Below are 25,473 nucleotides of genomic sequence, written 5' to 3'. Positions count from 1 at the left end.
GTGAGGGGCTTTTAAAAGAGCTACTCGTTGTCGAGGCCCTTGCGCCGGTATGGGAAGACGTCGATGACCTTCCCCGCCCGAATCGCCTCCTGCAAGCCCTTCCAGTAATCGGCGTTGTACAACTCGCCATGCAACTGATCGAACAGCTTGCGCTGTCCGGCATCGGCAAACAGGAACGGTGGAAACTCTTCGGGAAACACGTCCAGCGGGCCGATCGAGTACCACGGCTCAGAGGCCATTTCATCCTCCGGCGTGCGCGGTGCCGGGATGTGGCGGAAGTTGGCTTCGGTCAGGAAGCAGATTTCGTCGTAGTCGTAGAACACCACCCGGCCGTGTCGAGTGACGCCGAAGTTCTTCAGCAGCATATCCCCGGGAAAAATATTCGCCGCCGCCAGCTGCTTGATCGCCAGGCCATAATCCTCAAGCGCTTCACGTACCTGGGCGTCGTTGGCATTTTCCAGATACAGGTTGAGCGGCGTCATCCGGCGTTCGGTCCAGCAGTGGCGGATCAGCACGGTTTCGCCTTCGACCGAAACCGTCGACGGCGCCACCTCAAGCAGTTCTTCGAGGCACGCCGGATCGAACTTGCTCAGGGGAAAACGAAAATCGGCAAACTCCTGGGTATCGGCCATACGCCCGACCCGATCGACGCTTTTCACCAGCCGATACTTTTCGATCACCGTGGCGCGATCGACGTTCTTCGACGGTGAGAAACGGTCCTTGATGATTTTGAACACGGTGTTGAAACCCGGCAAAGTGAACACGCTCATGACCATGCCGCGCACGCCCGGGGCCATGATGAACTGGTCGTCGGTGTTGGCCAGGTGATTGATCAGCGCGCGGTAAAATTCCGACTTGCCGTGCTTGTAGAAGCCGATCGAGGTGTACAGCTCGGCGATGTGCTTGCCCGGCAGGATGCGCCGCAGAAAACCGATGAACTCCGCCGGCACCGGGACATCGACCATGAAATACGAACGGGTGAAAGAGAAGATGATCGACACATCGGCTTCGTCGGTGATCAACGCATCGATCTGAATGCCCCGACCTTCGCGGTGCAACAACGGAATCACCAGCGGCCATTGCTCGTCGCGGGTGTAGATGCGTCCGACCAGATACGCGCCCTTGTTGCGGTAAAGCACCGAGGAAAACAGCTCGACGCTTAGCTCCGGGTCCTTGCACACCCAGTCCGGCAGGTTCTCGCGCAATTGCGCTTCGAGCCGCAGCAAGTCGCCAGGCAGATCGGCGTAATCCTCGCTGAAGCGGTAATCGGCGAAGATGCTGGCGAGCATCCCGGACAACTGGCCCTGCGGCTTGTACGTACGGGTTTGCGCGGCGCGGGCACGGCGCAGGCTTGGGCGCGTGGTGTGGATGAACATGCAGCCGTCGCTGATCAGGTCGTGGCTGAACAGCCCGCAGAAAATCGAGTTGTACCAGGTTTCGGACAGCTCATCGTCGAAGCGCAGGTCGATGACACTGATATAGGCGCTTTTCACCAGCGGCCAGCAGCTGACGTTCATCAGGGTCTCTTCGTCGAAATACTCGCGCAGGCGAGCGACGGTTTCGCCAACCTTTTCCTCATACAGACTGATCCGCGCCGCCGACGCGGCCTGCGCCTCCTGCCAGCGCGCCTGTTCGAAGCGCTCCCGCGCGCCATCGGTGATGCGGCGGAAATGCTCGCGGTAATCGTCGAAGCCGGCGAGGATCATCCGGGCGATCTCGGTGGCTGGCCATTGCTGCGACATAAATGAAACCTCGGCGGGAATTCGGTTGGTCTGAGCTTAGTCACGGAAGCGCTCGCAGGAAAAGCGCAATTTCTGCCAAAACCGATACAGCGCTGACCGTTGACGGTGTTTCTCGCGCAGGTTAATCCCAAGGCAGAATTAAAAGCCCGAATAGCGGTTGCCATGATCCGGACGCTCGGCAACACTCTCGTCCCGATCAAGCAAGGAGCCCGCCGTGAGCCCTGTCGATATTTTCCGCATGTTGTCGCTGGCCGCTATCTGGGGCGCGAGTTTTCTGTTCATGCGCATCATTGCCCCGGTGATCGGCACGATCCCGACCGGGTTCTTTCGCGTGTCGATCGCGGCTGCCGGGCTGCTGGTGATCCTTGGGCTGATGCGCATCAGTTGGGACTTCAAGGGCAAGCTGAAGACCGTGATGCTACTGGGCGTGATCAACTCGGGGATTCCGGCGACGCTGTATTCGGTTGCCGCCCAGGTATTGCCGGCCGGCTATTCGGCGATCTTCAACGCCACGACGCCGCTGATGGGCGTGTTGATTGGCGGTTTGTTCTTCAGCGAGAAACTGACGATTGCCAAGCTGGGCGGTGTGTTCCTCGGCCTGTTCGGCGTCGGCGTGCTGACGCGCGCCGGTCCCGTGGCCTTCGACCTGCAACTGCTGATGGGCGCGGTCGCGTGCCTGCTGGCGACCACTTGTTATGGCTTTGCCGGTTTCCTCGCGCGGCGCTGGCTGGATCAGGCCGGTGGGCTGGACAGCCGTTTGTCGGCACTGGGCAGCATGCTCGGAGCCACGTTGTTTCTGCTGCCGCTGTTCGCCTACAGCGTGATCACTGCGCCGCCGGTCAGTTGGGGTGGCTGGCAGGTCTGGCTGTCGCTGCTCGGCCTGGGCCTGGGTTGCACGGCGTTTGCCTACATCATCTATTTCCGCCTGCTCAGCTCGATCGGCCCGGTAAAATCGATGACCGTGACCTTCATGATCCCGCCGTTCGGCGTGTTGTGGGGGGCGTTGTTGCTGGATGAGCCGTTGTCGATGGCGCACATTTATGGCGGGGTGCTGATTGCGGCGGCGTTGTGGCTGGTGTTGAAGCCGGCGGTGGTGAGGCCTGCAAAGGTGTCAGTCCGTTAGATTTTCTGCCGCAGATATTCGCGAGCAGGCTCGCTCCCACAGAAAAATACATTCCAATGTGGGAGCGAGCCTGCTCGCGAAAGGCGGCGCAACAAGCGCCACCTGCCTATCGGCTATCCGGTTTTACGGAACACAAATACCAATCCAACAATGATCAGCAGCATCCCCAGCACACTCAACGCCGCCAGACGATTACCGAAAATCAGGTAATCCATCACTGCCGTCACCGCCGGCACCAGATAGAACAGGCTGGTGACATTCACCAGATTGCCCCGCGCGATCAGTCGATACAGCAACAGCGTCGCCAGCACCGACACCACCAGGCCCATCCATAACACCGGGACAATAAAGCCTGCGCTGTGCTCGAAGTGAAACGGCTGGAACGGTACGAACACCGCGCACAGCAACAGGCCGGCCAGGTACTGCACTGGCAGCGTACCGAGCGGATTGTCGGTGATGCGTTTTTGCATGATCGAGCCGAGCGTCATGCTCGCCAGCGCCAGCAAACCGAACAACATGCCTGCCCAGGACATTCCGGCCAGACCGATGCCCTGATAAACCACCATGATCAGCCCTGTCAGCCCCAGCGTCAGGCCGAACAGGCGGCTCGCCGAACGCTGGCGCTCCATCAGCACCACGGTGAGAATCGGCTGAACGCCCATCAGAGTGGCCATCACCCCCGGCGTGACTTTGCAGTCCAGCGCCAGCAGATAAAAGATCTGATAGGCGCCCAACAGCACCACGCCGGTGGCGATCGCGAACAGCATCGGTTTGCCACCCTTGGGCAGCTTCAATTTCAGCAGCGGCGCCAGCAAGACCAGCCCGCACAGGGCGATGGCAAAGCGAATCAGCAGAAAGGCAAAGGGCGAAGCATGGGCCAGGCCCCATTTGGAGAAAATTGCCCCGCTGCTCCACAGCAGAACGAACAGGCTCGTGGACGTCGCCGCGAGCGCGGATTGTTTCGAAAGGACAAACATGAATACCACCTGTAGTCAGGCAAGAAGCCAACTCAGCCGAAGCTGAAATTCAGTAGGTTTTTCTGGCGGGCGCGGGGGTCAGCAGAAACTGCCGATCAGCCCCGAACACCAACGCCCGGCGGCGAAACGACTGCGCACACCGGCGTGCTACTGACAGGTGGAGGGTAATGACTGATCTGCACAGACTGCCGATTCCCGCACGGCACGATGCCAGCGTTGACCGCTGAATCGACTACCGCGTTGATGAGGGATGCAGGCATGGATGCTGATCTTTATTGAGGAAATGAAGGCGTGAGCATGGCGCTCAAGCGGGCTGACTATAACCAGCCCGGGACACAGATTGCAATGACTTGGGCAATGGGCCGGTAGCGACAGTGCGGCGCCGGGTGGTTAGGGTTATTGGCGTGGCAACGGATTGTCAGGAGACATGGAATGCAAGAGATCATATGCCAAGGAAACGGACGTATTTGCGGTATCAGGTTTATCGGTCGGAGGCGAGGAAGCGGGCGGCAGTTACATTTGCGAAGCTACACAGCGAACTCGAGGCGCGCGCAATTGTTGACGTTGATTATTCCAAGGTTCGCTTCGAGGCTATTGATGCGTCCGCCATGAAAGCTTATGAGCAATGGCTCGATCCGCATTTCTGCTGGGAGGAAATTGTCCGATGGAAAGCCAAAGAACCAATGAGCTTCGATCTGGCAATCTGGTTTGATCGTGAACTGTGCGGACTTTGTTTCGCCAATCCGAACCAAAGCCGACTGAGAGTCAAGATTGTGCGTCTTGAGGGGCACCCAAACGAACACCCGCTCAAGGGCCGCATAGCGACCTTCGCCCTGACTGCCGTCACTCATTTCGCACGTATCATCGGCAGCCAGCAAATCGAAATTCAGGAGCCTCTTTCGGGAGCTATACCTCTATACCGTCAACTGGGTTTCGAATTCGACTCTGAGGGCCGTCTTGTGAAGCGTATTGACCAAGTCTAGTATCTGAGCACCTGCTCATTTAGTGATCAACGTGGGAGATCCCATGAAAGCTGTCGTTGAAAAGAAAGCATCAAACTTCAAATCCAGAAAGATGGAGAAAAAGCAGCCATCTGTTGAATTATCTGAAACCGAGATGCATCGCATCAGGAATGCACTGGTCAATCCAGCCGTTGAAGAGCCAAGCGGCGCATTAGCCGGGTCGTCCTTTTCCTTCCGCTAATGAAAAACCGCTCCCAAAGAGCGGTTTTCTATTGTCTTATCCAGCCTCAACCAAACAACCAATACCCCAGCAACGTCAGCACCAACACCGCCAGCACCGGGCGCATTACCCTGTAGGCTTTGGGATGGCGACGTTTCCACTGCTTGACCACGCCGCTGAAACGGTCGCTGAAGTTCTTGCTCCAGGCATAAGCCTGGTTGATGCCGCCAACGCGCTCGTCATCAAGATTCTGCGGCGCGGTGGCGCGGCCGAGCCAGCCGCTGATGAAGCGGTTGATCCGGGTCATCAGGCGGTTGCTCAGCGGACGTTCGATGTCACAGAACAGAATCACTCGAGTCTGAGCGGTTTCATTCTTGACCCAGTGCACGTAAGTCTCGTCGAACATCACGTCATCGCCGTCGCGCCAGGCATAGACCTGACCGTCGACGAAGATCCGGCAATCATCGGAGTTGGGCGTCGACAAACCGAGGTGATAGCGCAGCGAGCCGGCGAACGGATCGCGGTGCGGGTTGAGGTGACTGCCGCCCGGCAGCAGCGCAAACATCGCGCCCTTGACGTTGGGAATGGCGCTGACCAGCGCCACGGTTTTCGGGCACAGGGCTTCGGCCGATGGCAACGGTTTGTCGTACCACTTCAGATAGAAACGCTTCCAGCCTTTCTTGAAAAACGAACCGAAACCGGCATCGTTATTCTTTTCGGCAGCGCGAATGTAGCCTTCGTCGAACAGGTGCATGGCTTCGTCGCGGATGGTTTCCCAGTTGTCGCGCAGAACATCCAGTTCCGGAAACTTGCTGCGATCCAGATACGGTCTGGATGGCACTGCGGAAAACAGGTACATCAACGCGTTGTAGGGCGCGAACAGCGCGGAGTGGTTGACGAACTGGCGCAATACCGGCAAACGCGCCTTGCCGCGCAAATGCACATAGAGCGTGCTGCCCAGAAACAGCAACAGCACAAACGCCTTGGCGGCAAACGAAACGGTCATCAACAACTCCTTGAATAAAGACAACGCTGCGCAATGCCCTTTACCCGGCATGGCAGCCGGCCATGATAAACACTACCGGCCTGCGGAAAAACCCGCCTGACACAAGATTCAGTGTTAAGCATTACGCAACAAAGCCTTTATTAACATGCAGCACCTGAACCTCGGCTGACCTGAATCAACAGGCTTACTGCTGGTTCTCCTGCTCGGTGAACAGGTCACTGAACAGCATGCTCGACAGATAACGCTCGCCCGAATCCGGCAGCACCACGACGATGGTTTTGCCCTGCATCTCTGGTTTCTCCGCCAGACGCACCGCCACCGCCATGGCAGCACCGCAGGAAATGCCGCACAAAATCCCCTCTTCCTGCATCAGGCGCAGAGCCATGGCCTTGGATTCTTCATCGGTCACCTGTTCGACACGATCGACCATCGACAGATCAAGGTTCTTCGGCACAAAACCGGCGCCAATGCCCTGAATCTTGTGCGGGCTCGGCTTGATCTCGGCGCCGGCCAGAGCCTGGGTGATGACGGGCGAAGACGCCGGCTCGACAGCCACCGACAGAATCGGTTTACCGGCGGTGTTCTTGATATACCGCGAGACACCAGTAATGGTTCCGCCGGTACCTACGCCAGCCACCAGCACATCCACGGCGCCGTCGGTGTCGTTCCAGATTTCCGGGCCGGTGGTCTTTTCGTGAATCGCCGGGTTGGCCGGATTATCGAATTGCGCCGGCATGAAATATTTATCGGTATCGCTGGCGACGATTTCCGCGGCTTTCTCGATGGCGCCCTTCATGCCCTTGGCCGGCTCGGTCAACACCAGTTCCGCGCCCAAGGCTTTAAGAACCTTGCGGCGCTCGATGCTCATCGATGCCGGCATGGTCAGCATCAACTTGTAGCCACGCGCAGCGGCAACGAAGGCCAGACCGATACCGGTGTTACCGGAAGTCGGCTCGACAATGGTCATGCCCGGCTTGAGTCTGCCGCTGCCTTCGGCGTCCCAGATCATGTTGGCGCCGATTCGGCATTTGACCGAGTAACCGGGATTGCGCCCCTCGATCTTGGCCAGAATCGTAACCCCGCGCGGCGCGATGCGGTTGATCTGGACCAGCGGCGTATTACCGATGGAGTGGGCGTTGTCAGCGTAAATACGGCTCATGGCTGGGTCCTTATGCAGCGTTGAATTCAGCCTTCCAAGGTAAGCCCGTTGCCGATCACAGTCCAGTCGGGTCGAACGTCTGCAAACGCGCGGAGTCAATCGCATTGAATCGTCAAGCCACACTCTTGAAGGAACAATGGCATGAAACGTCGTTACAGCTGGCCGCTCTGGACCCTGGCGGGTGTCGTGGTGCTGCTGGTCGCCCTGCATTTCGCCCTGCCCTATCTGGTACGCGACTACCTCAATGACAAGCTCGCGGACATGGGCGATTACCGTGGACAGATCACCGATGTCGACCTCGCGCTGTGGCGTGGTGCGTACAAAATCAACGGCCTGAAAATCGTCAAGGTCGACGGCAAGGTCCCGGTGCCGTTCGTCGATGCGCCGTTGATCGACCTGTCGGTGAGCTGGCATTCGCTCTGGTACGACCATGCCGTGGTCGCGCAGGTGCAATTCCTCAATCCCGAAATCAACTTCGTCGACGGTGGCCCCAACAAGCAGAACTCGCAAACCGGTCAGGGCACCGACTGGCGTGAACAATTGGGCAAGCTGCTGCCGATCACCCTCGATGAAGTGCAGATCAACGACGGCCGTATCACCTTCCGCAACTTCAATTCCAAGCCGCCGGTGAACATGAATGCCAGCAACGTCAACGCCAGCATCTACAACCTGACCAATGTGGTCGACAAGGAAGGCAAACGCGACGCCCGCTTTGAAGGCAAGGCCTTGCTGCTGGGCCACGCGCCATTGGAAACCACCGCCACCTTCGATCCGCTGAGCAACTTCGAAGACTTTGAATTCCGTCTGCGCGCTCGCGACATCGAGCTCAAACGCATGAACGACTTCGCCGCCGCCTACGGCAAGTTCGACTTCAACGCCGGCCACGGCGACGTGGTTATCGAAGCGAAAGCGGAGAAAGCCCGACTCACCGGCTACATCAAACCCCTGCTGCGCGACGTCGACGTATTCAACTGGCAGCAAGACGTCGAAAACAAGAACAAAGGCCTGTTCCGCTCAATCTGGGAAGCGCTGGTCGGCGGCACCGAGACCGTGCTGAAAAACCAGAACAAAAACCAGTTCGCCACCCGCGTCGAACTCAGCGGCAATGTTCACCAGCAGAACGTCAACGCCTTCGAAGCGTTTTTGCAGATTTTGCGCAATGGCTTCATCCAGGCATTCAATGCGCGATATGAGCGGCCGAAGCCGGATGAGGGTTAATTTTTGCGGTTGACGACATATCGACCTGTGTCTTCGGCCGCTATCGATGAACGCTGTTGCAGCGAATTCCAGCCCAGACAGGCCAACGCCAAAGAACGTGGCACTGCTTCACGCCCATTGCTGTAACGGCTGATGCTGCGAGCGCTCACACCGAGCGCTTCGGCCGCATCATTGAGAGAAAGTCCGGTACGGGCGCGCCAATCGATAAAAATGCGCGTGTTCTCATCCTGGGCATTTTGCGCTAGCGCATCCATATACAAGGTGTCTGCACCGATCTGTACGTCGGGATCAACCCATTCAACGATCCACCCCTCGTCCCCGACTACGGCAGTCGCAAAGACTTCGCGATCAAGCAGTGGCCGCAGACCTGGATAAGTATGAATATCCATCCCCAAATCAACTGTCAGTTCCTGACCATTGATAAATGTCAGCGCCAACCTGAAATCCGACAGGACGTGCGCAGATCGCAGACGCGGCCGTTTCATGGGTAACATCGATTTTCTGCCCTTTTTACTAACCGAGTAAGAAAGGCTATCGCCAAATCGGCGATACCGAAATACTGGCCATCCGCCGAGACTGAGTCAACATGTGACGCTCCATTCAGAGACTGAATAAGCCGTCTGCGTTCACAGTCGACCGGCGTGCGCGTTATAGTCGGGCATCCGATTATTCGCCCCGCCCTGCCCGCAAGGTCAGCGTTACCGTTCGAGGATTTGCAGATGAAGTTCGAAGGCACCCAGGCCTACGTCGCCACCGATGACCTGAAGCTGGCGGTCAACGCCGCCATCACCTTGGAACGACCGCTGCTGGTCAAGGGTGAGCCGGGCACCGGCAAGACCATGCTCGCCGAGCAACTGGCCGAGTCGTTCGGTGCCAAGCTGATCACCTGGCACATCAAGTCCACCACCAAGGCCCATCAGGGTCTGTACGAGTACGACGCCGTCAGCCGTTTGCGCGACTCGCAGCTGGGCAATGAAAAAGTCCACGACGTGCGCAACTACTTGAAGAAAGGCAAGCTCTGGGAAGCCTTCGAGTCCGAGGAGCGGGTGATTCTGCTGATCGACGAAATCGACAAGGCCGACATCGAGTTCCCCAACGACCTGTTGCAAGAACTCGACAAGATGGAGTTCTACGTTTACGAGATCGACGAGACCATCAAGGCCAAGAAGCGCCCGATCATCATTATTACATCCAACAACGAGAAAGAGCTGCCGGACGCCTTCCTGCGCCGCTGCTTCTTCCACTACATCGCTTTCCCCGACCGCACTACCCTGCAGAAAATCGTCGACGTGCACTACCCGGACATCAAAAAGGACCTGGTCAGCGAAGCGCTCGATGTGTTCTTCGACGTGCGCAAGGTACCGGGCCTGAAGAAAAAGCCTTCGACATCCGAGCTGGTCGACTGGCTGAAACTGCTGATGGCCGACAATATCGGCGAAGCGGTGCTGCGCGAGCGCGATCCGACCAAAGCCATTCCGCCGCTGGCAGGCGCACTGGTGAAAAACGAACAGGACGTGCAACTGCTTGAGCGCCTGGCGTTCATGAGCCGGCGCGGCACCCGCTAAGAGGCTGCTGCCATGTTGCTCAACCTGTTCAACGAAATGCGTGCAGCCAAGGTACCGGTGTCGGTACGCGAGCTGCTCGACCTGATCAACGCGCTGAAACAGCGCGTGACCTTCGCCGACATGGACGAGTTCTATTATTTGTCGCGGGCGATTCTGGTGAAGGACGAGCGCCATTTCGACAAGTTCGACCGCGCGTTCGGTGCCTACTTCAATGGCCTGGAGAAACTCGACGATCACTTGCAGGCGCTGATTCCCGAAGACTGGCTGCGCAAGGAATTCGAGCGTTCGCTGGGCGACGAAGAACGCGCGCAGATCCAGTCCCTTGGCGGGCTGGACAAGCTCATCGAGGAATTCAAGAAGCGTCTGGAAGAACAGAAGGAACGTCACGCCGGCGGCAACAAATGGATCGGCACCGGCGGCACCAGCCCGTTCGGTTCCGGCGGTTTCAACCCGGAAGGCATCCGCGTTGGCGATGCCGGCAAGCGTCAGGGCAAAGCGGTCAAGGTCTGGGATCAGCGCGAGTACAAGAACCTCGACGATTCGGTGGAACTGGGCACGCGCAACATCAAGGTCGCCCTGCGTCGTCTGCGCAAGTTCGCCCGTCAGGGTGCGGCGGAAGAGCTCGACATCGACGGCACCATCGACCACACCGCCAAGGATGCCGGCCTGCTGAACATCCAGATGCGCCCGGAACGGCGCAACACGGTGAAGCTGCTGCTGTTGTTCGACATCGGCGGTTCGATGGATGCGCACGTGAAGATCTGCGAGGAATTGTTCTCGGCCTGCAAGACCGAGTTCAAGCATCTTGAGTATTTCTACTTCCACAACTTCATTTATGAATCAGTGTGGAAGAACAACATGCGCCGCACTTCCGAACGCACCTCGACCCAGGATCTGCTGCATAAATACGGCGCCGACTACAAAGTGATCTTCATCGGTGACGCCGCCATGGCGCCGTACGAAATCACCCAGGCCGGTGGCAGCGTCGAGCACTGGAACGAAGAGCCGGGTTACGTGTGGATGCAGCGCTTCATGGAGAAATACAAGAAGCTCATCTGGATCAATCCGTATCCGAAAGATACCTGGGGCTATACCTCGTCGACCAACATCGTCCGCGATCTGATCGAGGATCAGATGTATCCGCTGACGCTGCGCGGGCTTGAAGAAGGGATGCGGTTTCTTTCCAAATAATCGTTAACTCGACGAACGCCTTCGCGAGCAGGCTCGCTCCCACATTGGAATGCTTTTACCTGTGGGAGCGAGCCTGCTCGCGAAGCTTTTAGCGATCTTTGAAGCGCTGCAAATACTCGACATGCTCGCGGTGCGCGACGTCCTGCACTACCGGCCTCAATCTCACCTTCGCTCCCGGCAGGCATTGCGCCAATCGTGCCAGCGCCAGCGGCGTCAAAGCGCCCAGGCGCGGGTATCCGCCAATGGTCTGGCGATCATTGAGCAACACGATCGGTTGGCCATCGGGCGGTACCTGCACAGCGCCCAAGGGAATGCCCTCTGAAATCATCGGCGCGCCCTGATATTGCAGCGCCGAGCCGAGCAGGCGGATGCCCATGCGGTCGGCGCGACTGTCGATGGTCCAGGCGCTGTTGAACACATCGAACAGGCTCTGCCCGCTGAACTGGCCGATCTGTGCGCCGAGCACCAAGTCCAAAGGCGCGTGCGTTTTGAAATCCGGCCGCAGCGCCGAAGGCATTTCCCGTACTGCCAACGCTTCGCCGCTGTAACCGAGCACCGCCCCTTTGGCGAGCGGAAGGCCCATGCCATCAAGCCCGCCCAATTCTTCGCGCACCACCGTGGCACTGCTGCCCAGCACCTTAGGCGCAGTAAACCCACCGGGGGCCGCCAGATAAGCTCTAGCGCCAAGCAACGGCTGGGTAAATCGCAATGTCTGGCCTTTCGCCAATTTGAAACTGCGCCACGGCGCCAGCGGCTGGCCGTCGATCTGCGCGCCGAGATCCGCTCCCGCCAGCGCCAGCAGGCAATCCTCTTCAGCCACAACAGCAAACCCGCCGAGGGTGATTTCAACCACTGCTGCATCCAGCTCATTGCCGAGCAGCCAATTGGCCCAGCTCATCGAACACCAATCCGCCGCGCCGCCTTGGGTCACGCCCAGATGCCGCACGCCAAACCGCCCGGCATCCTGCAACAGGCACAGCGGTGTGCTGGCTTCGATCGTCAATCGACTCATGCCAACGCCTCCAGTGGTGTGTCATCGCCGCCCAGACGAATGAATTCGGCGTGGTCGACCGCTTCGAAGCGCACCATGTCGCCGGGCTGCATCAGGCTGTAGCCGTCGCGATGGCGATCAAACAGTTGCGCCGGGGTGCGCCCGATCAGGTTCCAGCCACCGGGCGAGACCACCGGATAGGCAGCGGTCTGCCGCTCAGCGATGCCCACGCTGCCGGCGGCAACTTTCTTGCGCGGCGTGCTCAAGCGTGGCGTGGCGAGAATCTCTTCGACCAGGCCCATGAAGGCAAAACCCGGCGCAAAGCCCAACGCGAACGCCTGATATTCCCGTGCGCTGTGGCGACGAATCACCTCCTCCACCGCGAGACCGCTGCGTTCAGCCAGCAGGCTCAGTTCCGGGCCGACACTCAAGTCGTACCAGACCGGCAAGACGTGACACTGCCCACCGCTTCGCGCATTCGGCGTCAGATCGACCAGCGCTTCGGCGATCAATTCGCGCGCCTGCGCCGGACTCAACAGCGTCAGATCGTAATGCACCATCAACGTCGTATAGGACGGCACCAGATCGATCAGTTGTGCACCAAACGCCGTGCGCAAGCGCTCGCTGGCGGCGAGCATCCACGGCATGTTGGCTTCGGCGATGTCATCGAACAGACGCAGCATCAGGCAGTCGAGCGCCACCACTTCAATCCGTGGGTTCATGACGCACTCGACTGCTGCAAGGCCTGGCGAATGCGCTGCACCGCGGCCACGGAACTGGCGTTGTCGCCGTGGACGCACAAGGTATTGGCGCGCAGGATCAAGGCGCTGCCATCGCTGGCGGTGAGCGCGCCGCCATCGGCGATGGTCAGCGCTTGCTCGATGATTTTTTCGGGATCGTGATGCACGGCGCCCGGCAGTTGCCGGGAGACCAGCCGGCCGGCGCTGTCGTAGGCACGGTCGGCAAAAGCTTCGAACCACAACGTTACTCCGTATTCATCACCGATTTGCTGCGCTGCGGCGTTGTCACGGGTTGCCATCAACATAAGTGGCAGGTTGCTGTCATACGCGGCCACGGCCTGCACTACCGCGCGCAATTGCGCCGGGTTGGCCATCATGTCGTTGTACATCGCGCCGTGGGGTTTGACGTAACTCACACGCCCGCCCTGCGCCTTGCAGACGCCGTCAAGGGCGCCGATCTGGTAATGCAGGATGTCTTGCAGCTCTTGCGCGGAATAGGCCATGGAGCGCCGGCCGAATCCGACCAGATCCTGATAGGCCGGGTGCGCGCCAATCTGGACGCCGTGTTCGAGCGCCAGCGCCACGGTTTTGCGCATGATGCTCGGGTCGCCGGCATGGAAACCGCAAGCGATGTTGGCGCAATCGATGAAGGGCATGACCTCGGCATCCAGACCCATGGTCCAGCTGCCGAAGCTCTCGCCAATGTCGCAATTCAATAGCAGGCGGCTCACGGTGAACACTCCTGTAGCTGCTGGTCTTTTTATCTGTAGGAGACTTCTGCGCAGGGTATCAGTTACTGCGCGTCGAGTTGCTTGCCACGGGTTTCCGGCAGGCTCAGCGCCGCCAGAATCACCACGCCGTAAGAAACCGCCGCGAAGGCGCCGATGCCCATGCTCAGCGGGACTTTCTGGCTGAGCAGGCCGATCAACAGCGGGAACAACGCCGCCAGTGCGCGGCCGATGTTGTAGCAGAAACCCTGGCCCGAGCCGCGAATCCGCGTAGGAAACAATTCAGTCAGAAACGCGCCCATGCCGCTGAAAATCCCCGAGGCGAAGAAGCCCAGCGGAAAGCCCAGCCAGAGCATCACGCCGTTGCTGACCGGCATCTGCGTGTAGAGCAGAACGATGGTGAACGAGCCGACCGCGAACAAGATGAAATTCTTTTTCCGCCCGAGCAGGTCGGTCAGATACGCGCTGATCACATAGCCGACGTAGGAACCGACGATCACCATCGCCAGATAACCGCCGGTGCCGAGCACGCTCAGACCGCGCTCGTTCTTGAGGAAAGTCGGCAGCCAGGAGGTGATCGCGTAGTAACCGCCCAGCGCACCGGTGGTCAGCAAGGAAGCGCGAAACGTGGTGAAGAGCATGCCAGGGGCAAAGATCTCGTAGAACTTCGCCGGGTTCTCTGGTGTTTGTGCGGCTTTGGCTTCGCGATAGATCTCAGGATCTTTTACCAGGCGACGGACAAAAATCACGAATATCGCCGGCACGATGCCAAGGATGAACAGCGCGCGCCAGGCGTCTTCCGCTGGCAATACCGAGAACAGCAACGCGTACAGAATCGCCGTCAGGCCCCAGCCCAGCGCCCAGCCGGATTGCACCATGCCCACCGCTTTGCCGCGATCCTTGGCGCGGATCACTTCACCGATCAGCACCGCGCCGGCGGTCCATTCACCGCCGAAACCGAAGCCCATCAGGGTGCGCGCGATCAGCAATTGTTCGTAGTTTTGCGCGAAGCCGCAGAGGAAGGTGAAGAAGGCGAACCACAGCACTGTCAGTTGCAGGGTGCGCACGCGGCCGATGCGGTCGGAGAGAATCCCGGCGACCCAACCGCCGATGGCCGAGGCAATGAGGGTGCTGGTGTGAATCAGCCCCGCTTCGCCCGTGGTGATGCCCCACATCGCGATCAGCGTCGGCACAACGAAGCTGAGCATCTGCGTGTCCATGCCGTCCAGACCGTAGCCGATCTTGCAGCTCCAGAACGTGCGGCGCTCCTGCTGGTTGATGTTGCGATACCAGTCGAACGGCCCGGGGCGCGCCGCAGGCTTGGATAACGGGAGGGTGTCGGGAGCACTCATGGCAAATCTCCGCAGGGCTTTTATTGGTCTTGTTCGAAGCTCCGACGACGCCTATCGTGGGAACCGGATGCGCCGATTTTTCGTCGCCCTGCCCTGCGCCGTCCAACGAATAAAAACCCGCCTTAGGCATAAGAAAAATTTGTCAGCCGAGCCTTGTCCATGAATCTGAAGTTTCTCGAGACCTTTGTCTGGGTCGCGCGCCTGAAGAGTTTTCGCCTGACCGCCGACAAGCTGTTCACCACCCAGGCGTCGATTTCCAGCCGCATTGCGGTGCTCGAAGGCGAACTGGGCGTGAAGCTGTTTCTGCGCGACTCACGCGGCGTCAGCCTGACCCCGGAAGGCCTGAAAGTGCTCGACTATGCCGAGCAGATGCTCGACACCATGGCGGCGCTGAAACAATCGATCGAAACCCGTTCGAGCAAGGTCGGGCGGGTGCGGATCGGCGTGATGGACACGGTGATTCATACATGGCTTAGCCCGCTGGTGGCGCAGATGACCGATCTGTACCCACGGGTGGAAATCGAATTGGTCGCGGATACGGCGCTGAACCTCTGCGATCAGCTGCAAAAAGGCTTTCTCGATCTGGTGTTGCAAACCGATCTGATCCGCCACGAAAGCGTGCGCAGCCTGGAGCTGGCCAGCCATCCGCTGGGCTGGATTGTCGCGAGCAATTCGATCTACAACCGCGACTACGCCGACCTCGTCGAACTGGCGCAGGAGCGGATCATCACCTACTCGAAAAACTCACGGCCGCATCAGGATATCGTCGCGCTGATGCACGCCAACGGCGTGCTGGCGCCCCGCTTGAATTGTGTAAATTCGGTGTCGGCGATCACCCGGTTATTGCGTGACGGCTTTGGTATCGGCGCGCTGCCGCCGGTGCTGGTGGCCGAAGAGCTGGCGCGCGGCGAATTGATCTTGCTCGACATCGAGCAGCGACCAGCGAATCTGCCGGTGGTGGTGTCGTGGCGGGTCGGGGTTGAGTGGGTCGAGGAGATTGTGACGTTGTGTCAGCAGGTGCTAGCGGGGTATGCGCACAAGGTGGGCAAGGACTGCATCACCCTTACTGGATGATTAGTGGCGAGGGGATTTATCCCCGCTCGGCTGCGCAGCAGTAGTGATTGCGGCCAACGCGGTCTTTCAGAGGTACCGCATTTGCAGGTTTTGGGGCTGCTGCGCAGCCCAACGGGGATAAATCCCCTCGCCACAGAACCCACTCACCACAGAACTCATTCACCACAGAGCCCACTCGCCACAGAATCCCCCATGCCATAAAGCCTCTGTTGCCAGAGGGATTGAGCAGGTTTTACAAACCGCGCACGTCGCGATCTTCGATCGGTCGGCTCTGGCGCAGGCGACGGCCGCCGAGGACGACCCAGTCGATCAGGCGGAACAGGCATTCGATGCCGAACGACAGCAGCAACGCGCCGCTCATGCCCCAGATCATCGCCTCCGGCGTCAGCAAAATCTGGTAGCTGTAGCCGTTCCAGGTTTCCTTGCGAATATCCGGATCGGCGGCCAGCACCACTTGCAGGAAGCGCACATACCACGGGCCTTGCATCGCCTGGAACTGCTTATCCAGCGCGACCTGGCGGGTGAGCAAGGTGTTCAGGCTGTCGGCATCGCTGCGGAAAATAGGGTCTTCGCTGGCACGGTAATGTGCGACCAGCGCCTGCATATCGCCTTTGAAAAACTGATCCGCCGTGCCCTGGAAACCACGCAGACCGGTCTGCGCTTCGATCAGGTGCGCTTCGACACGCTGGGCGTAATCGTTGATGAATCCCGGCACCTGGACACCGATCAACAGGCCCGCCGCAAACAACACCAGCCGTAGATAACTGAGCAACATGGGTGCAAATCCTTATTCGGTCTTGCCCTGGCTGACGCATTCGCCGCGTCGCCACAGGCTCCATTGGCCCGGTTCGTAACGGGTCCAGGTTTCGTTTTCGGTCAGAGGCTCGGTGGCAATCACCGTGACCACGTCGTTGGGCGTGGTTTCGGCCTGGAAGTCGACGATCACATCGACATCCTTGAGCCGCGCCGGGCCGAACGGGGCGCGGCGGGTGATCTGGGCGAGTTTGGTCGAGCAATAACAGAACAGCCAGTCACCGTCGCTGAGCAGGCAATTGAACACGCCTTTGCTGCGATATTCGGCGCACGCTGCGACCAGATCCGGCAGCAGCACTTCGATATCGACCGGCTCGGGGAAGGCTGCGCGTACCCGGTTGAGCAAATCGCAGAACGCCGCTTCGCTGTCGGTATCGCCGACCGGTCGGTAGAAACTCTTGATCGCAGTGAAGTCGGCGAGCTGGCCGTTGTGCGCAAAACACCAGTTGCGCCCCCACAGTTCGCGGACGAACGGGTGGGTGTTGGACAGGCAGACCTTGCCGACGTTGGCCTGGCGAATATGGCCGATGACCACTTCGCTCTTGATCGGATAACGCTGCACCAGGTTGGCAACTTCCGACTCGCTGCTCGCTGCCGGGTCCTGAAACAGCCGCAGGCCCCGCCCTTCGTAGAAGGCAATGCCCCAGCCGTCGCGGTGCGGGCCGGTGCGTCCGCCACGCTGCATCAGGCCGGTGAAGCTGAACACGATGTCGGTCGGCACGTTGGCACTCATGCCCAGTAATTCACACATGTGCGGACTCTCGGGTTACAGACGTGGCTCGACCCGCATGCGCTGCGGATTGTTCGGCACTGGCGGGCGACCGTAGCGGTCGTCACCGGCGCCGCCGAACGGTTGATCATCGTCGCGCTCTTCGGCACGGGCCGCAGCCTTGGCGGCCTCGGCGCGTTCACGCCGTGCTGCCGAGGCACGCTCGATCGGCAGGCGGATCAAAACGAAAACCAGATACACCCCGAAGGCGATCATGCCGTACATGAACAGATCGGAAACCGCGCGCCAGGCGTTGTTGCCGACCTTGAACAGCATGTCCAGGGCGGTGATGGCGATGGCCGGTGCAACTTTGGCTTTCACCGGATCGACGATGGTCGGGCTGAACAGCAACACCGCCATCAGCACACGCAGCGGCTCGCGCAGCCAGCGCCACATCCAGGTGGTCAGGCGCATCCATACCAGCAGGCAGCCCACGGCGGCAAAGGCGTAAAGGCCCCAGGCGATCAGATAGTCGTTCTCGGTCATGGTGTCCATGGCAAGGCAGGCAAATAGGCGCTTATAGTAACGACTTTTCGCCCATGCGGCTTGTCCCAATACCAGACGGCCAGCAGCCGCCCCTGTGGGAGCGAGCCTGCTCGCGAATACGGACTGTCAGTTGCAACAGCGTTGCCTGACACACCGCTTTCGCGAGCAGGCTCGCTCCCACACGGGCTGCGGCGCTTTCAAGACCTGCGAACAACCCAATTCCGAATATTGTCCGAGAGCCTTCCATGCCCCAATCCGCCAATGTCATGACTGCCCCGATTGCCCAGCGGGCGCCCGGCGCCGACCCGTATGCCTGGCTGCAGGAACGCGATACCGACGCGGTGCTCGACTACCTCAAGGCTGAAAACGCTTATCAGGAAGCGCAAATCGCCGATCAGGCCGAGCTGCGCGAAAGCCTGTTCAACGAAATCAAGGGGCGGATTCTCGAGACTGATCTGTCCCTGCCCTCGCCCTGGGGCCCCTACCTTTATTACACGCGCACCACCGCCGGTGACGAATATGCCCGGCACTACCGCTGCCCGCGCCCGGCGGACGACAGCCTGACCCTCGATGAAAGCCGCGAGCAACTATTGCTCGACCCGAATGCGCTGGCCAACGGCGGTTTCTTCTCGCTCGGTGCTTTCAGCATCAGCCCCGATCACCAGCGCCTGGCCTACAGCGTCGATACCTCGGGCGACGAGATCTACACGCTGTTCGTCAAGGAGCTGTCCAACGACAAGGTCAGCGAACTGGAATTCGAGGACTGCGACGGCAGCATGACCTGGGCCAACGACAGCCTGACCCTGTTCTTCGGCGTGCTCGACGACACCCATCGCCCGCACAAACTGTTCCGCTATCGCCTTGATGGCACTGCCGCCGAAGAGGTTTTTCACGAGCCGGACGGGCGTTTCTTCCTGCATTGCTACCGCGCCAGCTCCGAACAGCAATTGCTGCTGTCGCTGGGCAGCAAGACCACCAGTGAAGTCTGGGCGCTGGACGCCAACCAACCGCACCTGCCGTTCAGCTGCCTGGCGCCACGGGTCGAAGATCACGAATACGACGTCGACCACGGCCTGCTCGATGGCGTCTGGACATGGTTTATCCGTACCAACCGCGACGGCATCAACTTCGCCCTGTATCAGGCCCCGGACACTGGCGTGCCGCCGAGCGAGGCCGACTGGCAGAACCTGATCCCGCACAACGAAGAAGTGATGCTCGACGGTGTCAGCCTCAACACCGAGGCGATGACTTTGAGTCTGCGCGAAGGTGGCCTGCCGATCATCGAGGTTCACCCGCAGGGCTCGGCGCCGTATCGCGTGCAATTGCCCGATGCGGCCTACAGCCTCCACGTGCAAAACAGCTTGGAATTCGAGAGCGACCGCATTCGCTTGCGCTACGAAGCATTGAATCGCCCGGCCCAGGTGCGCCAGTTGATTCTTGCCAGCGGCGAGCAAACGGTGCTCAAGGAAACCCCGGTACTCGGCCAATTTGATGCCGACGCCTATGTCAGCCAACGCCTGTGGGCCACCGCCCCGGACGGCACGCAGGTGCCGATCAGTCTGGTGATGAAGCGCGAAATGGTCGGTAAACCGGTGCCGCTGTATCTGTATGGTTATGGCGCTTACGGCTCCAGCCTCGATCCGTGGTTTTCTCACGCCCGCCTGAGCCTGCTCGATCGCGGCATGGCCTTCGCCATTGCCCACGTACGCGGCGGCGGCGAGCTGGGCGAAGCCTGGTATCGCGCCGGCAAGCAGGAACACAAACACAACACCTTCAGCGACTTCATCGCTTGCGCTGAGTTTCTGATCCTCAACGGCATCACCACGGCGGAAAAACTGGCGATCAGCGGCGGCAGCGCCGGTGGCCTGCTGATCGGCGCGGTACTCAATCAGCGCCCGGACCTGTTCGGCGTGGCGATTGCCGAAGTGCCGTTCGTCGACGTGCTCAACACCATGCTCGACCCCGATCTGCCGCTGACCGTCACCGAATACGACGAATGGGGCAACCCGCAAGAACCGGACGTCTATGATCGGATCAAGGCTTACGCACCGTACGAAAACGTCACCGCGCAGGCTTATCCGCCACTGCTGGTGATCGCCGGCTACAACGACAGCCGCGTGCAGTACTGGGAAGCGGCCAAGTGGGTAGCAAAATTGCGCGCAACCAAGACCGACGACAATGTGCTGCTGCTCAAGACCGAACTGGGCGCCGGGCATGGCGGTATGAGCGGGCGCTATCAGGGATTACGTGACGTAGCGCTCGAATATGCATTTGTGTTCAAGGTTTTGCAGATTGCCTGAGGAACTCTGTGGGTGGCTTGGGTCTTACAGCAGACCCTTGTGGCGAGGGGATTTATCCCCGTTGGGCTGCGAAGCGGCCCCAAAACCTGCAAACTCAGTATTCCTGAAGCACCGAGTTGGCAGGATTTGCGACTGCTGCGCAGCCGAGCGGGGATAAATCCCCTCGCCACAAAAGCCCATTCCTACGGGATCCGTGTATAGCCTTGAAATGTGATAACAAAAAGACCGCATCGACATGTCTGAACCGACCTTTCTGAACAACGAAATCCGCGACTGGCTGATGGACTGTGGCCTGTTCGATCAATTGCAGCTGGCCGACTTCGCGGCCGCTTCCGGCTATTTCAGCATCAGCACCGTGGCTGAAGGCGAGGCGATTTTTCGCGAGGGTGATGCCGGCAGTTTCATGTGCATCATCCGCACCGGCCAGGTCGCCGTGCAGAAAACCGGCGCTGACGGCCAGGTCATCACCATGGCCACCCTGCGCAGCGGCCGGGCCTTCGGTGAAATGGCCGTGCTTGATGGCGAACGTCGTTCGGCCACGTGTATCGCGGCGAGCAACTGTCAGTTGCTCAACCTGGGCAAGGATTCGCTGGAAAAAATGCTCAACGACGCACCGAAAATCGCCGCAAAAATCATCCGCGCCCTCGCCGTCTCGCTGTCCAAACGCCTGCGCATGGCCGATGGCCAGCTCGCCGCGCAACAGGTTTAGCCGCCCGGGGATTTGACCTTGTTGCCGTTCGGCTCGATGCCCGGCACCGGTTGATCCTTGCTCGGCGGGCTGGGCATTTCGATCGGCACCAGTGGCGGGCTGCCGCTACCGGCGCCCGACTTGGGCAGGGTGATCGGGGTGATCTGCGGATACGGTGTCGGCGTCGCGGTGCCGGGCGAGCCGGGCTGCGGCGTCGGGCTGACCGGAACGCTCTGCTGGGCCTGCACTGCAGTAATCGCGAGCGCGGCCAGGGTAATGACCGTTAGAATGGTGCGCTTCATCAAGGGCTCCGTTTGGCCTTTAGTCTGTGCTCAGGCTACTCCCAACGCGCCTGCTTGCCTTCCCCCCTTTAGAGATTTCCATGAAACGTTTCGTTCTGCTCGACACCACCCCGATCCCTGAAAACGGCGGTGCCCTGTGCCTGTTCGAGTATGGCGAGGATTTCGTCATCAAGATCCAGGGCGGCGACGGCGGACAGTTGATGAACACGCGCATGCACGGTTCCGAGGACGCACTGGCAGAGATCCCCTGCCGCAAGGTCGCCGGCCGGTCGAATTCGCGGGTGTTGATCGGTGGCCTGGGCATGGGTTTCACCCTCGCCTCGGCACTCAAGCATCTGGGCAAGTCCGCCGAAGTGGTGGTCGCTGAGCTGGTGCCCGGCGTGGTCGAGTGGAATCACGGCCCGCTCGGGGAGAAATCCGGTCGGCCATTGCTCGACCCGCGCACGGTGATCCGTCAGGAAGATGTGGCCAATGTGCTGCAAAGCGAGCCGAACGGTTTCGATGCGATCATGCTTGACGTAGACAACGGCCCCGAAGGCCTGACTCAAAAGGCCAACAGCTGGCTGTATTCCGCCGCAGGTCTGAATGCCTGCGCCAAGGCGCTGCGCCCCAAAGGTGTGCTCGCGGTATGGTCGGCCAGCGCCGACCGACAGTTTTCCGACAAATTGAAGAAGGCCGGTTTCAAAGCCGAAGAAGTCCAGGTCTTCGCCCACGGCAACAAGGGCACCCGTCACACGATCTGGATTGCCGAGAAGCTCAAGGGCTGAGCTAAACTGCGCATAACCGTCATCAGTCTTTCTGCAAAGGTGAACCCATGAGTTCGTCCACCCCCACCAACACGTCGAAGCTGGACCGCATCCTCGCCGACAACCAGCGCGACAAGGAAATGGGCTACCGCGACAAGGCCCTGAAAATGTACCCGCACGTCTGCGGCCGCTGCGCCCGCGAGTTTTCCGGCAAGCGCCTGAGCGAACTGACTGTGCATCACCGCGACCACAACCACGACAACAACCCGCAGGACGGCTCGAACTGGGAGCTGTTGTGCCTGTATTGCCACGACAACGAGCACTCGCGTTACACCGATCAGCAGTATTTCGGCGACGGCTCGCTGAGCACACCGAAGATCGCCAAGGCCACGCATAACCCGTTTGCGGCCCTGGCTGGCTTGATGAAAAAAGAAGATTGAAGATCTTCATCGCCTGAGCTGGCCCTTTCGCGAGCAGGCTCGCTCCCACAGTTGAAATGCGTTCCCCTGTGGGAGCGAGCCTGCTCGCGAAGGCGGCCGGCCAGGCACCACAAATCTCGAATCTGCCCGCCCTCCCCCAATCCCCGTATAATCGCCCTCTTTTTCCCGAAGGCACCCCGCTCGTGGCAGACAAACGGTACAGCTGCATTGGTTTGTATAACCCCAAATCACCGGAGAACGTCGGTTCGGTGATGCGCGCCGCAGGCTGTTACGGCGTGGCGTCGGTGTTCTACACCGGCAAGCGTTATGAACGCGCCGCCGACTTCGTCACCGACACCAAGCGCGTGCACTACGACATCCCGTTGATCGGCATCGACGACCTGAAAAAAATCCTTCCGCTCAACTGCGTGCCCGTCGCGGTAGAGCTGGTCGAAGGCGCAAGGCCGCTGCCGGAATACACCCACCCCGACCGCGCCCTCTACATCTTCGGCCCGGAAGACGGCTCGCTGGATAAAGAGATTCGCGACTGGTGCGAAGACGTCGTGTACATCCCGACCACCGGCTGCATGAACCTCGCCGCCACGGTCAACGTCGTGCTCTACGACCGCATGGCCAAGGGCCTGAACACCCGCTCAGGGCCGAAATTCCGCTGAAGCGTCGCACATTCGATGGAACAAGCTGACGGCCCCGGCAGTCAGCTTATCTATCAATCGCACCCTGCCTGGAGATAGATCATGAGCGAGCTCAAACGCGTAGAACGCATCGAATCCACCCCGTTCCAGTCGCCTTCGCACAAGAATGTGCATGGCTGGGAGCGCGTCGGCTCGTTGACCGGCGGCGTGCTGATGGTCGGCAAGGGCCTGCGCCGTGGCGGCGTGTTCGGCCTGATTCAAGTGGCGCTCGGCGGCATGGCCGTGGCCCGTGGCATCACTGGCCATTGCTCGGCGAAAAGCCTGCTGGAAAAAGGCCGTCAGGACATGAACAACGTGCGGGCGAAGATCGAACGCGCCGGGGAAGAACTGAGCAAGTTGAAGACCAATGCCGAAGTGGCCACGGAAACGGCGACCGTCACCGGCAATGATTCGCTGACCTCGCCGAAGGCCGGCGTCTGAGGCTTTAAAGCAAAAGATCGCAGCCTGCGGCAGCTCCTACACGGAATCACGTTTTCCATTGTAGGAGCTGCCGCAGGCTGCGATCTTTTGATTTTTAAGGGTTCAACAACTCACCACCTCATCAACCGGCGCGAAAAATCAGATGATCTTCCCAGTCATCCTCCGGCACGCTGCCTTCGGCGAGCATGCGCCCGGACCGGGAAATCCGCTCATGGTGCACCGCGTCGCGGTCGCCACACACCAGGTGATGCCATAACGGCAGATCCTTGCCCTCGCTGACCAGACGATAACCACAGGTCGGCGGTAGCCACTTGAATTCTTCCGCCTGACCCGGCGTGAGCTGGATGCAGTCAGGGACAAACTTGATCCGGTTCGGATAATCGCTGCACTGGCAGGTTTTAAGATCCAGCAGTTTGCAGGCGATGCGCGTGTAATAGACGCTGTTGTCTTCTTCGTCCTCGAGCTTTTGCAGGCAGCACAGGCCGCAGCCGTCGCACAGCGATTCCCACTCCTCGTGATCGAGCTGATCGAGGGTTTTGCGTTTCCAGAACGGTTCGACTATGGCGGCCATGGCTCAAGCATCAACATCAAGGTGGTGAAAAGGCCGCCAGTCTAGTGCCAGCGAGCGCAAGGGCCAAGCGCTGGCGACTGTCGGTAAATCCGCTTGTCAGCGCCAGCGCCGCCCACTGAGCAAACTGGTGGCTACACTTTGAAACCAAAGTGGGAGCGAGCCTGCTCGCGAAAGCGCTGTGTCAGACACGCTGTTGTCGACTGACACGCTCTCTTCGCGAGCAGGCTCGCTCCCACAGTGAAATCGGTGGAGAGTCAGTAACCGCGGGTGAAATCCACCTCGCCGCGCAAAGCTTCACCCGCCTCATACGCTTTCAGGTTCTGCACAAACAAATCCACCATAAGCGCCGGCGAGGTCGGTGCCGAGCTGTGCCCGGTCAGCAACAAGCCCCATGCGGTCCAGAATGGATGGCGTTGCGGCAATGGCTCCTGACGGCAAACGTCGATCACCGCGCCGGCCAGATGCCCTTCCTTCAAGGCTTCTACCAGATCGGCATCGACCACTGCGACACCACGCCCGGCGTTGATGAACAATCCGGTCGGCTTGAATTGCTTGAACAGCGCCGCGTCGTAGATATCGTGGGTGTGTTCGGTGTTCGGCAGCAGATTGACCACGTAATCCACTTCGCCCACCAATCGCGGAAGATCGGCCAGCGCGCCGACTTCGACAAATGGCGCCTGTTCGCGGGCACTGCTGGCGATACCGTACAGCTCGACGCCGAACGGCCGCAGAAACTGCGCAACGCTCTGGCCGATGTCACCGGTGCCGACGATCAGCACCTTGCGCCCTACCAGACTCTGGCCGCTGCGGTTGTCCCACTTGCGCTCGACCTGGCTGACCAGCCGCGCCAGCACTTCGCGTTCGTGGCCGAGGATGTAGGTCAGCACGTATTCAGCCATGACCTGACCGAAAATCCCCACGGCGCGGGTCAGGCGATAGTCGCGGCGCAGGCCGTCGGCGAGCAGCGGCGTGATGCCGGCCCAGGTCGATTGCAGCCATTGCGGTTGATGGCCCTGGCGCAGCAAGGTCGCCAGCAGATCCGGCTGGCCCAGCCACACCGGGCAATCGGCGGCCTGACGCGCCAGTTCGGCGGAGTCGCCGCTGGTCAGGATTTCAAGCTCGGGCAGCGCCTGACGCAGCAGGCGGGCGTATATCGCGTAGTCGTGTTCGGCAATCAGAACGCGCATCTTCAAACCTT

General features: G+C 60.0%; 28 protein-coding genes. 13 read left to right on the top strand and 15 right to left on the bottom strand.

Annotation, left to right across the window (positions count from 1 at the left end):
- Positions 1–20: 20 nt before the first annotated feature.
- The gene (gene aceK / locus ACZ9BE_RS04550; protein WP_056783617.1) at positions 21–1,742 is read right to left on the bottom strand and encodes a bifunctional isocitrate dehydrogenase kinase/phosphatase; all 1,722 of its coding nucleotides are present in this window, start codon (positions 1,740–1,742) and stop codon (positions 21–23) included.
- 214 nt (positions 1,743–1,956) lie between these two features.
- Here aceK and ACZ9BE_RS04545 point away from each other — a divergent pair, with 214 nt between their 5' ends.
- Positions 1,957–2,865, top strand: coding sequence for a DMT family transporter (locus tag ACZ9BE_RS04545; protein ID WP_236167958.1), 909 nt, complete (start codon positions 1,957–1,959; stop codon positions 2,863–2,865).
- A 113-nt stretch (positions 2,866–2,978) separates the two neighbouring features.
- On the opposite strand, the gene ACZ9BE_RS04540 is transcribed toward ACZ9BE_RS04545, so the two are convergent.
- Positions 2,979–3,842 (bottom strand): DMT family transporter, encoded by an 864-nt coding sequence (locus tag ACZ9BE_RS04540; RefSeq protein WP_095180660.1) that lies wholly within the window; start codon positions 3,840–3,842, stop codon positions 2,979–2,981.
- A gap of 446 nt (positions 3,843–4,288) precedes the next feature.
- Between ACZ9BE_RS04540 and ACZ9BE_RS04535 the strand changes: the two genes are divergently transcribed.
- Complete coding sequence (locus ACZ9BE_RS04535; protein ID WP_056783608.1) at positions 4,289–4,825, top strand: hypothetical protein; 537 nt, start codon at positions 4,289–4,291, stop codon at positions 4,823–4,825.
- A gap of 43 nt (positions 4,826–4,868) precedes the next feature.
- Positions 4,869–5,045, top strand: coding sequence for a hypothetical protein (locus ACZ9BE_RS04530; RefSeq protein WP_191622380.1), 177 nt, complete (start codon positions 4,869–4,871; stop codon positions 5,043–5,045).
- Between the two features lie 46 nt (positions 5,046–5,091).
- Here the strand turns inward: ACZ9BE_RS04530 and ACZ9BE_RS04525 are convergent, their stop codons facing one another.
- Both ACZ9BE_RS04525 and cysK read right to left on the bottom strand, forming a co-directional pair.
- Positions 5,092–6,030 (bottom strand): aspartyl/asparaginyl beta-hydroxylase domain-containing protein, encoded by a 939-nt coding sequence (locus ACZ9BE_RS04525; protein ID WP_041478836.1) that lies wholly within the window; start codon positions 6,028–6,030, stop codon positions 5,092–5,094.
- A gap of 184 nt (positions 6,031–6,214) precedes the next feature.
- Positions 6,215–7,189 (bottom strand): cysteine synthase A, encoded by a 975-nt coding sequence (cysK, locus tag ACZ9BE_RS04520; protein WP_095180659.1) that lies wholly within the window; start codon positions 7,187–7,189, stop codon positions 6,215–6,217.
- Positions 7,190–7,330: 141 nt separating this feature from the next.
- Between cysK and ACZ9BE_RS04515 the strand changes: the two genes are divergently transcribed.
- On the top strand, positions 7,331–8,407 hold the full coding sequence (locus ACZ9BE_RS04515) for a DUF748 domain-containing protein (RefSeq protein ID WP_056783605.1): 1,077 nt from the start codon (positions 7,331–7,333) through the stop codon (positions 8,405–8,407).
- On the opposite strand, the gene ACZ9BE_RS04510 is transcribed toward ACZ9BE_RS04515, so the two are convergent.
- A complete protein-coding gene (locus ACZ9BE_RS04510) occupies positions 8,404–8,901 on the bottom strand; it encodes a helix-turn-helix domain-containing protein (protein WP_150636556.1) in 498 nt (165 codons plus the stop codon). The genes ACZ9BE_RS04515 and ACZ9BE_RS04510 overlap by 4 nt on opposite strands.
- 225 nt (positions 8,902–9,126) lie before the next feature.
- Here ACZ9BE_RS04510 and ACZ9BE_RS04505 point away from each other — a divergent pair, with 225 nt between their 5' ends.
- Together ACZ9BE_RS04505 and ACZ9BE_RS04500 are read left to right on the top strand one after the other, a co-directional pair.
- On the top strand, positions 9,127–9,972 hold the full coding sequence (locus ACZ9BE_RS04505) for an AAA family ATPase (protein WP_007911294.1): 846 nt from the start codon (positions 9,127–9,129) through the stop codon (positions 9,970–9,972).
- 12 nt (positions 9,973–9,984) lie between these two features.
- The gene (locus tag ACZ9BE_RS04500; RefSeq protein WP_476248953.1) at positions 9,985–11,163 is read left to right on the top strand and encodes a vWA domain-containing protein; all 1,179 of its coding nucleotides are present in this window, start codon (positions 9,985–9,987) and stop codon (positions 11,161–11,163) included.
- Positions 11,164–11,251: 88 nt separating this feature from the next.
- Here the strand turns inward: ACZ9BE_RS04500 and ACZ9BE_RS04495 are convergent, their stop codons facing one another.
- From ACZ9BE_RS04495 to ACZ9BE_RS04480, 4 genes are all read right to left on the bottom strand, one after another.
- Complete coding sequence (locus ACZ9BE_RS04495; protein ID WP_476248952.1) at positions 11,252–12,175, bottom strand: 5-oxoprolinase subunit C family protein; 924 nt, start codon at positions 12,173–12,175, stop codon at positions 11,252–11,254.
- The gene (locus ACZ9BE_RS04490) at positions 12,172–12,876 is read right to left on the bottom strand and encodes a 5-oxoprolinase subunit B family protein (RefSeq protein WP_476248951.1); all 705 of its coding nucleotides are present in this window, start codon (positions 12,874–12,876) and stop codon (positions 12,172–12,174) included. The genes ACZ9BE_RS04495 and ACZ9BE_RS04490 overlap by 4 nt, the downstream gene beginning before the upstream one ends.
- Complete coding sequence (locus ACZ9BE_RS04485; protein ID WP_476248950.1) at positions 12,873–13,625, bottom strand: 5-oxoprolinase subunit PxpA; 753 nt, start codon at positions 13,623–13,625, stop codon at positions 12,873–12,875. Before ACZ9BE_RS04485 ends, ACZ9BE_RS04490 begins: the two co-directional genes overlap by 4 nt.
- 62 nt (positions 13,626–13,687) lie before the next feature.
- The gene (locus ACZ9BE_RS04480) at positions 13,688–14,974 is read right to left on the bottom strand and encodes an MFS transporter (protein ID WP_016771221.1); all 1,287 of its coding nucleotides are present in this window, start codon (positions 14,972–14,974) and stop codon (positions 13,688–13,690) included.
- A gap of 159 nt (positions 14,975–15,133) precedes the next feature.
- Between ACZ9BE_RS04480 and ACZ9BE_RS04475 the strand changes: the two genes are divergently transcribed.
- A complete protein-coding gene (locus tag ACZ9BE_RS04475) occupies positions 15,134–16,048 on the top strand; it encodes a LysR family transcriptional regulator (RefSeq protein WP_476248949.1) in 915 nt (304 codons plus the stop codon).
- A gap of 232 nt (positions 16,049–16,280) precedes the next feature.
- Here the strand turns inward: ACZ9BE_RS04475 and ACZ9BE_RS04470 are convergent, their stop codons facing one another.
- The 3 genes from ACZ9BE_RS04470 to ACZ9BE_RS04460 are packed head-to-tail and all read right to left on the bottom strand — an operon-like array spanning position 16,281 to position 18,125.
- Complete coding sequence (locus ACZ9BE_RS04470; RefSeq protein WP_016771223.1) at positions 16,281–16,823, bottom strand: DUF2937 family protein; 543 nt, start codon at positions 16,821–16,823, stop codon at positions 16,281–16,283.
- 12 nt (positions 16,824–16,835) lie between these two features.
- Positions 16,836–17,612: a class II glutamine amidotransferase gene (locus ACZ9BE_RS04465; protein ID WP_041478844.1), complete on the bottom strand. Its 777-nt coding sequence runs from the start codon at positions 17,610–17,612 to the stop codon at positions 16,836–16,838.
- Between the two features lie 15 nt (positions 17,613–17,627).
- Positions 17,628–18,125 (bottom strand): hypothetical protein, encoded by a 498-nt coding sequence (locus tag ACZ9BE_RS04460; protein ID WP_041478845.1) that lies wholly within the window; start codon positions 18,123–18,125, stop codon positions 17,628–17,630.
- 236 nt (positions 18,126–18,361) lie between these two features.
- Here ACZ9BE_RS04460 and ACZ9BE_RS04455 point away from each other — a divergent pair, with 236 nt between their 5' ends.
- Complete coding sequence (locus tag ACZ9BE_RS04455; protein ID WP_252877656.1) at positions 18,362–20,416, top strand: S9 family peptidase; 2,055 nt, start codon at positions 18,362–18,364, stop codon at positions 20,414–20,416.
- 235 nt (positions 20,417–20,651) lie between these two features.
- Complete coding sequence (locus ACZ9BE_RS04450; protein ID WP_476248948.1) at positions 20,652–21,125, top strand: cyclic nucleotide-binding domain-containing protein; 474 nt, start codon at positions 20,652–20,654, stop codon at positions 21,123–21,125.
- On the opposite strand, the gene ACZ9BE_RS04445 is transcribed toward ACZ9BE_RS04450, so the two are convergent.
- Entirely contained in the window at positions 21,122–21,406 is a 285-nt protein-coding gene (locus ACZ9BE_RS04445; RefSeq protein ID WP_016771228.1) for a hypothetical protein, read from the bottom strand. The two genes, ACZ9BE_RS04450 and ACZ9BE_RS04445, sit on opposite strands and share 4 nt — an antisense overlap.
- A gap of 80 nt (positions 21,407–21,486) precedes the next feature.
- On the opposite strand from ACZ9BE_RS04445, the gene ACZ9BE_RS04440 reads away from it, so the two are divergent.
- The 4 genes from ACZ9BE_RS04440 (at position 21,487) to ACZ9BE_RS04425 (ending at position 23,704) form a co-directional block, all read left to right on the top strand.
- Positions 21,487–22,173, top strand: a complete 687-nt coding sequence (locus tag ACZ9BE_RS04440; RefSeq protein WP_252877655.1) for a spermidine synthase — start codon at positions 21,487–21,489, stop codon at positions 22,171–22,173.
- Positions 22,174–22,220: 47 nt separating this feature from the next.
- Positions 22,221–22,592, top strand: a complete 372-nt coding sequence (locus tag ACZ9BE_RS04435) for a YajD family HNH nuclease (RefSeq protein WP_003222612.1) — start codon at positions 22,221–22,223, stop codon at positions 22,590–22,592.
- A 182-nt stretch (positions 22,593–22,774) separates the two neighbouring features.
- Entirely contained in the window at positions 22,775–23,245 is a 471-nt protein-coding gene (locus ACZ9BE_RS04430; protein WP_007911337.1) for an RNA methyltransferase, read from the top strand.
- Between the two features lie 81 nt (positions 23,246–23,326).
- Positions 23,327–23,704 carry a YgaP family membrane protein gene (locus ACZ9BE_RS04425; protein ID WP_042607429.1) on the top strand — a complete coding sequence of 126 codons (378 nt, stop codon included), beginning with the start codon at positions 23,327–23,329 and terminating at the stop codon, positions 23,702–23,704.
- 121 nt (positions 23,705–23,825) lie between these two features.
- On the opposite strand, the gene ACZ9BE_RS04420 is transcribed toward ACZ9BE_RS04425, so the two are convergent.
- Both ACZ9BE_RS04420 and ACZ9BE_RS04415 read right to left on the bottom strand, forming a co-directional pair.
- Positions 23,826–24,275, bottom strand: a complete 450-nt coding sequence (locus tag ACZ9BE_RS04420) for a YcgN family cysteine cluster protein (RefSeq protein ID WP_150636544.1) — start codon at positions 24,273–24,275, stop codon at positions 23,826–23,828.
- 254 nt (positions 24,276–24,529) lie between these two features.
- Complete coding sequence (locus tag ACZ9BE_RS04415; protein WP_041478849.1) at positions 24,530–25,462, bottom strand: D-2-hydroxyacid dehydrogenase; 933 nt, start codon at positions 25,460–25,462, stop codon at positions 24,530–24,532.
- Between the last annotated feature and the right edge of the window lie 11 nt (positions 25,463–25,473).

This window comes from Pseudomonas sp. TE9122 (assembly GCF_056278925.1).
Note: the sequence above shows the minus strand (reverse complement) of the source record. Positions and strands in the feature narration are given on the sequence as shown.

What these genes read in the sequence shown, in the direction of transcription:
- ACZ9BE_RS04440 (WP_252877655.1), top strand. Translation starts at nt 21,487, where the DNA reads ATGAAACGTTTCGTTCTGCTCGACACCACCCCGATCCCTGAAAACGGC.
- ACZ9BE_RS04515 (WP_056783605.1), top strand. Translation starts at nt 7,331, where the DNA reads ATGAAACGTCGTTACAGCTGGCCGCTCTGGACCCTGGCGGGTGTCGTG.
- ACZ9BE_RS04445 (WP_016771228.1), bottom strand. Translation starts at nt 21,406, where the DNA reads ATGAAGCGCACCATTCTAACGGTCATTACCCTGGCCGCGCTCGCGATT.
- ACZ9BE_RS04420 (WP_150636544.1), bottom strand. Translation starts at nt 24,275, where the DNA reads ATGGCCGCCATAGTCGAACCGTTCTGGAAACGCAAAACCCTCGATCAG.
- cysK (WP_095180659.1), bottom strand. Translation starts at nt 7,189, where the DNA reads ATGAGCCGTATTTACGCTGACAACGCCCACTCCATCGGTAATACGCCG.
- ACZ9BE_RS04540 (WP_095180660.1), bottom strand. Translation starts at nt 3,842, where the DNA reads ATGTTTGTCCTTTCGAAACAATCCGCGCTCGCGGCGACGTCCACGAGC.
- ACZ9BE_RS04425 (WP_042607429.1), top strand. Translation starts at nt 23,327, where the DNA reads ATGAGCGAGCTCAAACGCGTAGAACGCATCGAATCCACCCCGTTCCAG.
- ACZ9BE_RS04435 (WP_003222612.1), top strand. Translation starts at nt 22,221, where the DNA reads ATGAGTTCGTCCACCCCCACCAACACGTCGAAGCTGGACCGCATCCTC.
- ACZ9BE_RS04500 (WP_476248953.1), top strand. Translation starts at nt 9,985, where the DNA reads ATGTTGCTCAACCTGTTCAACGAAATGCGTGCAGCCAAGGTACCGGTG.
- ACZ9BE_RS04460 (WP_041478845.1), bottom strand. Translation starts at nt 18,125, where the DNA reads ATGGACACCATGACCGAGAACGACTATCTGATCGCCTGGGGCCTTTAC.
- ACZ9BE_RS04530 (WP_191622380.1), top strand. Translation starts at nt 4,869, where the DNA reads ATGAAAGCTGTCGTTGAAAAGAAAGCATCAAACTTCAAATCCAGAAAG.
- ACZ9BE_RS04465 (WP_041478844.1), bottom strand. Translation starts at nt 17,612, where the DNA reads ATGTGTGAATTACTGGGCATGAGTGCCAACGTGCCGACCGACATCGTG.
- ACZ9BE_RS04480 (WP_016771221.1), bottom strand. Translation starts at nt 14,974, where the DNA reads ATGAGTGCTCCCGACACCCTCCCGTTATCCAAGCCTGCGGCGCGCCCC.
- ACZ9BE_RS04455 (WP_252877656.1), top strand. Translation starts at nt 18,362, where the DNA reads ATGCCCCAATCCGCCAATGTCATGACTGCCCCGATTGCCCAGCGGGCG.
- ACZ9BE_RS04525 (WP_041478836.1), bottom strand. Translation starts at nt 6,030, where the DNA reads ATGACCGTTTCGTTTGCCGCCAAGGCGTTTGTGCTGTTGCTGTTTCTG.
- ACZ9BE_RS04535 (WP_056783608.1), top strand. Translation starts at nt 4,289, where the DNA reads ATGCCAAGGAAACGGACGTATTTGCGGTATCAGGTTTATCGGTCGGAG.
- ACZ9BE_RS04510 (WP_150636556.1), bottom strand. Translation starts at nt 8,901, where the DNA reads ATGTTACCCATGAAACGGCCGCGTCTGCGATCTGCGCACGTCCTGTCG.
- ACZ9BE_RS04490 (WP_476248951.1), bottom strand. Translation starts at nt 12,876, where the DNA reads ATGAACCCACGGATTGAAGTGGTGGCGCTCGACTGCCTGATGCTGCGT.
- ACZ9BE_RS04415 (WP_041478849.1), bottom strand. Translation starts at nt 25,462, where the DNA reads ATGCGCGTTCTGATTGCCGAACACGACTACGCGATATACGCCCGCCTG.
- ACZ9BE_RS04505 (WP_007911294.1), top strand. Translation starts at nt 9,127, where the DNA reads ATGAAGTTCGAAGGCACCCAGGCCTACGTCGCCACCGATGACCTGAAG.
- ACZ9BE_RS04475 (WP_476248949.1), top strand. Translation starts at nt 15,134, where the DNA reads ATGAATCTGAAGTTTCTCGAGACCTTTGTCTGGGTCGCGCGCCTGAAG.
- ACZ9BE_RS04450 (WP_476248948.1), top strand. Translation starts at nt 20,652, where the DNA reads ATGTCTGAACCGACCTTTCTGAACAACGAAATCCGCGACTGGCTGATG.
- ACZ9BE_RS04495 (WP_476248952.1), bottom strand. Translation starts at nt 12,175, where the DNA reads ATGAGTCGATTGACGATCGAAGCCAGCACACCGCTGTGCCTGTTGCAG.
- aceK (WP_056783617.1), bottom strand. Translation starts at nt 1,742, where the DNA reads ATGTCGCAGCAATGGCCAGCCACCGAGATCGCCCGGATGATCCTCGCC.
- ACZ9BE_RS04470 (WP_016771223.1), bottom strand. Translation starts at nt 16,823, where the DNA reads ATGTTGCTCAGTTATCTACGGCTGGTGTTGTTTGCGGCGGGCCTGTTG.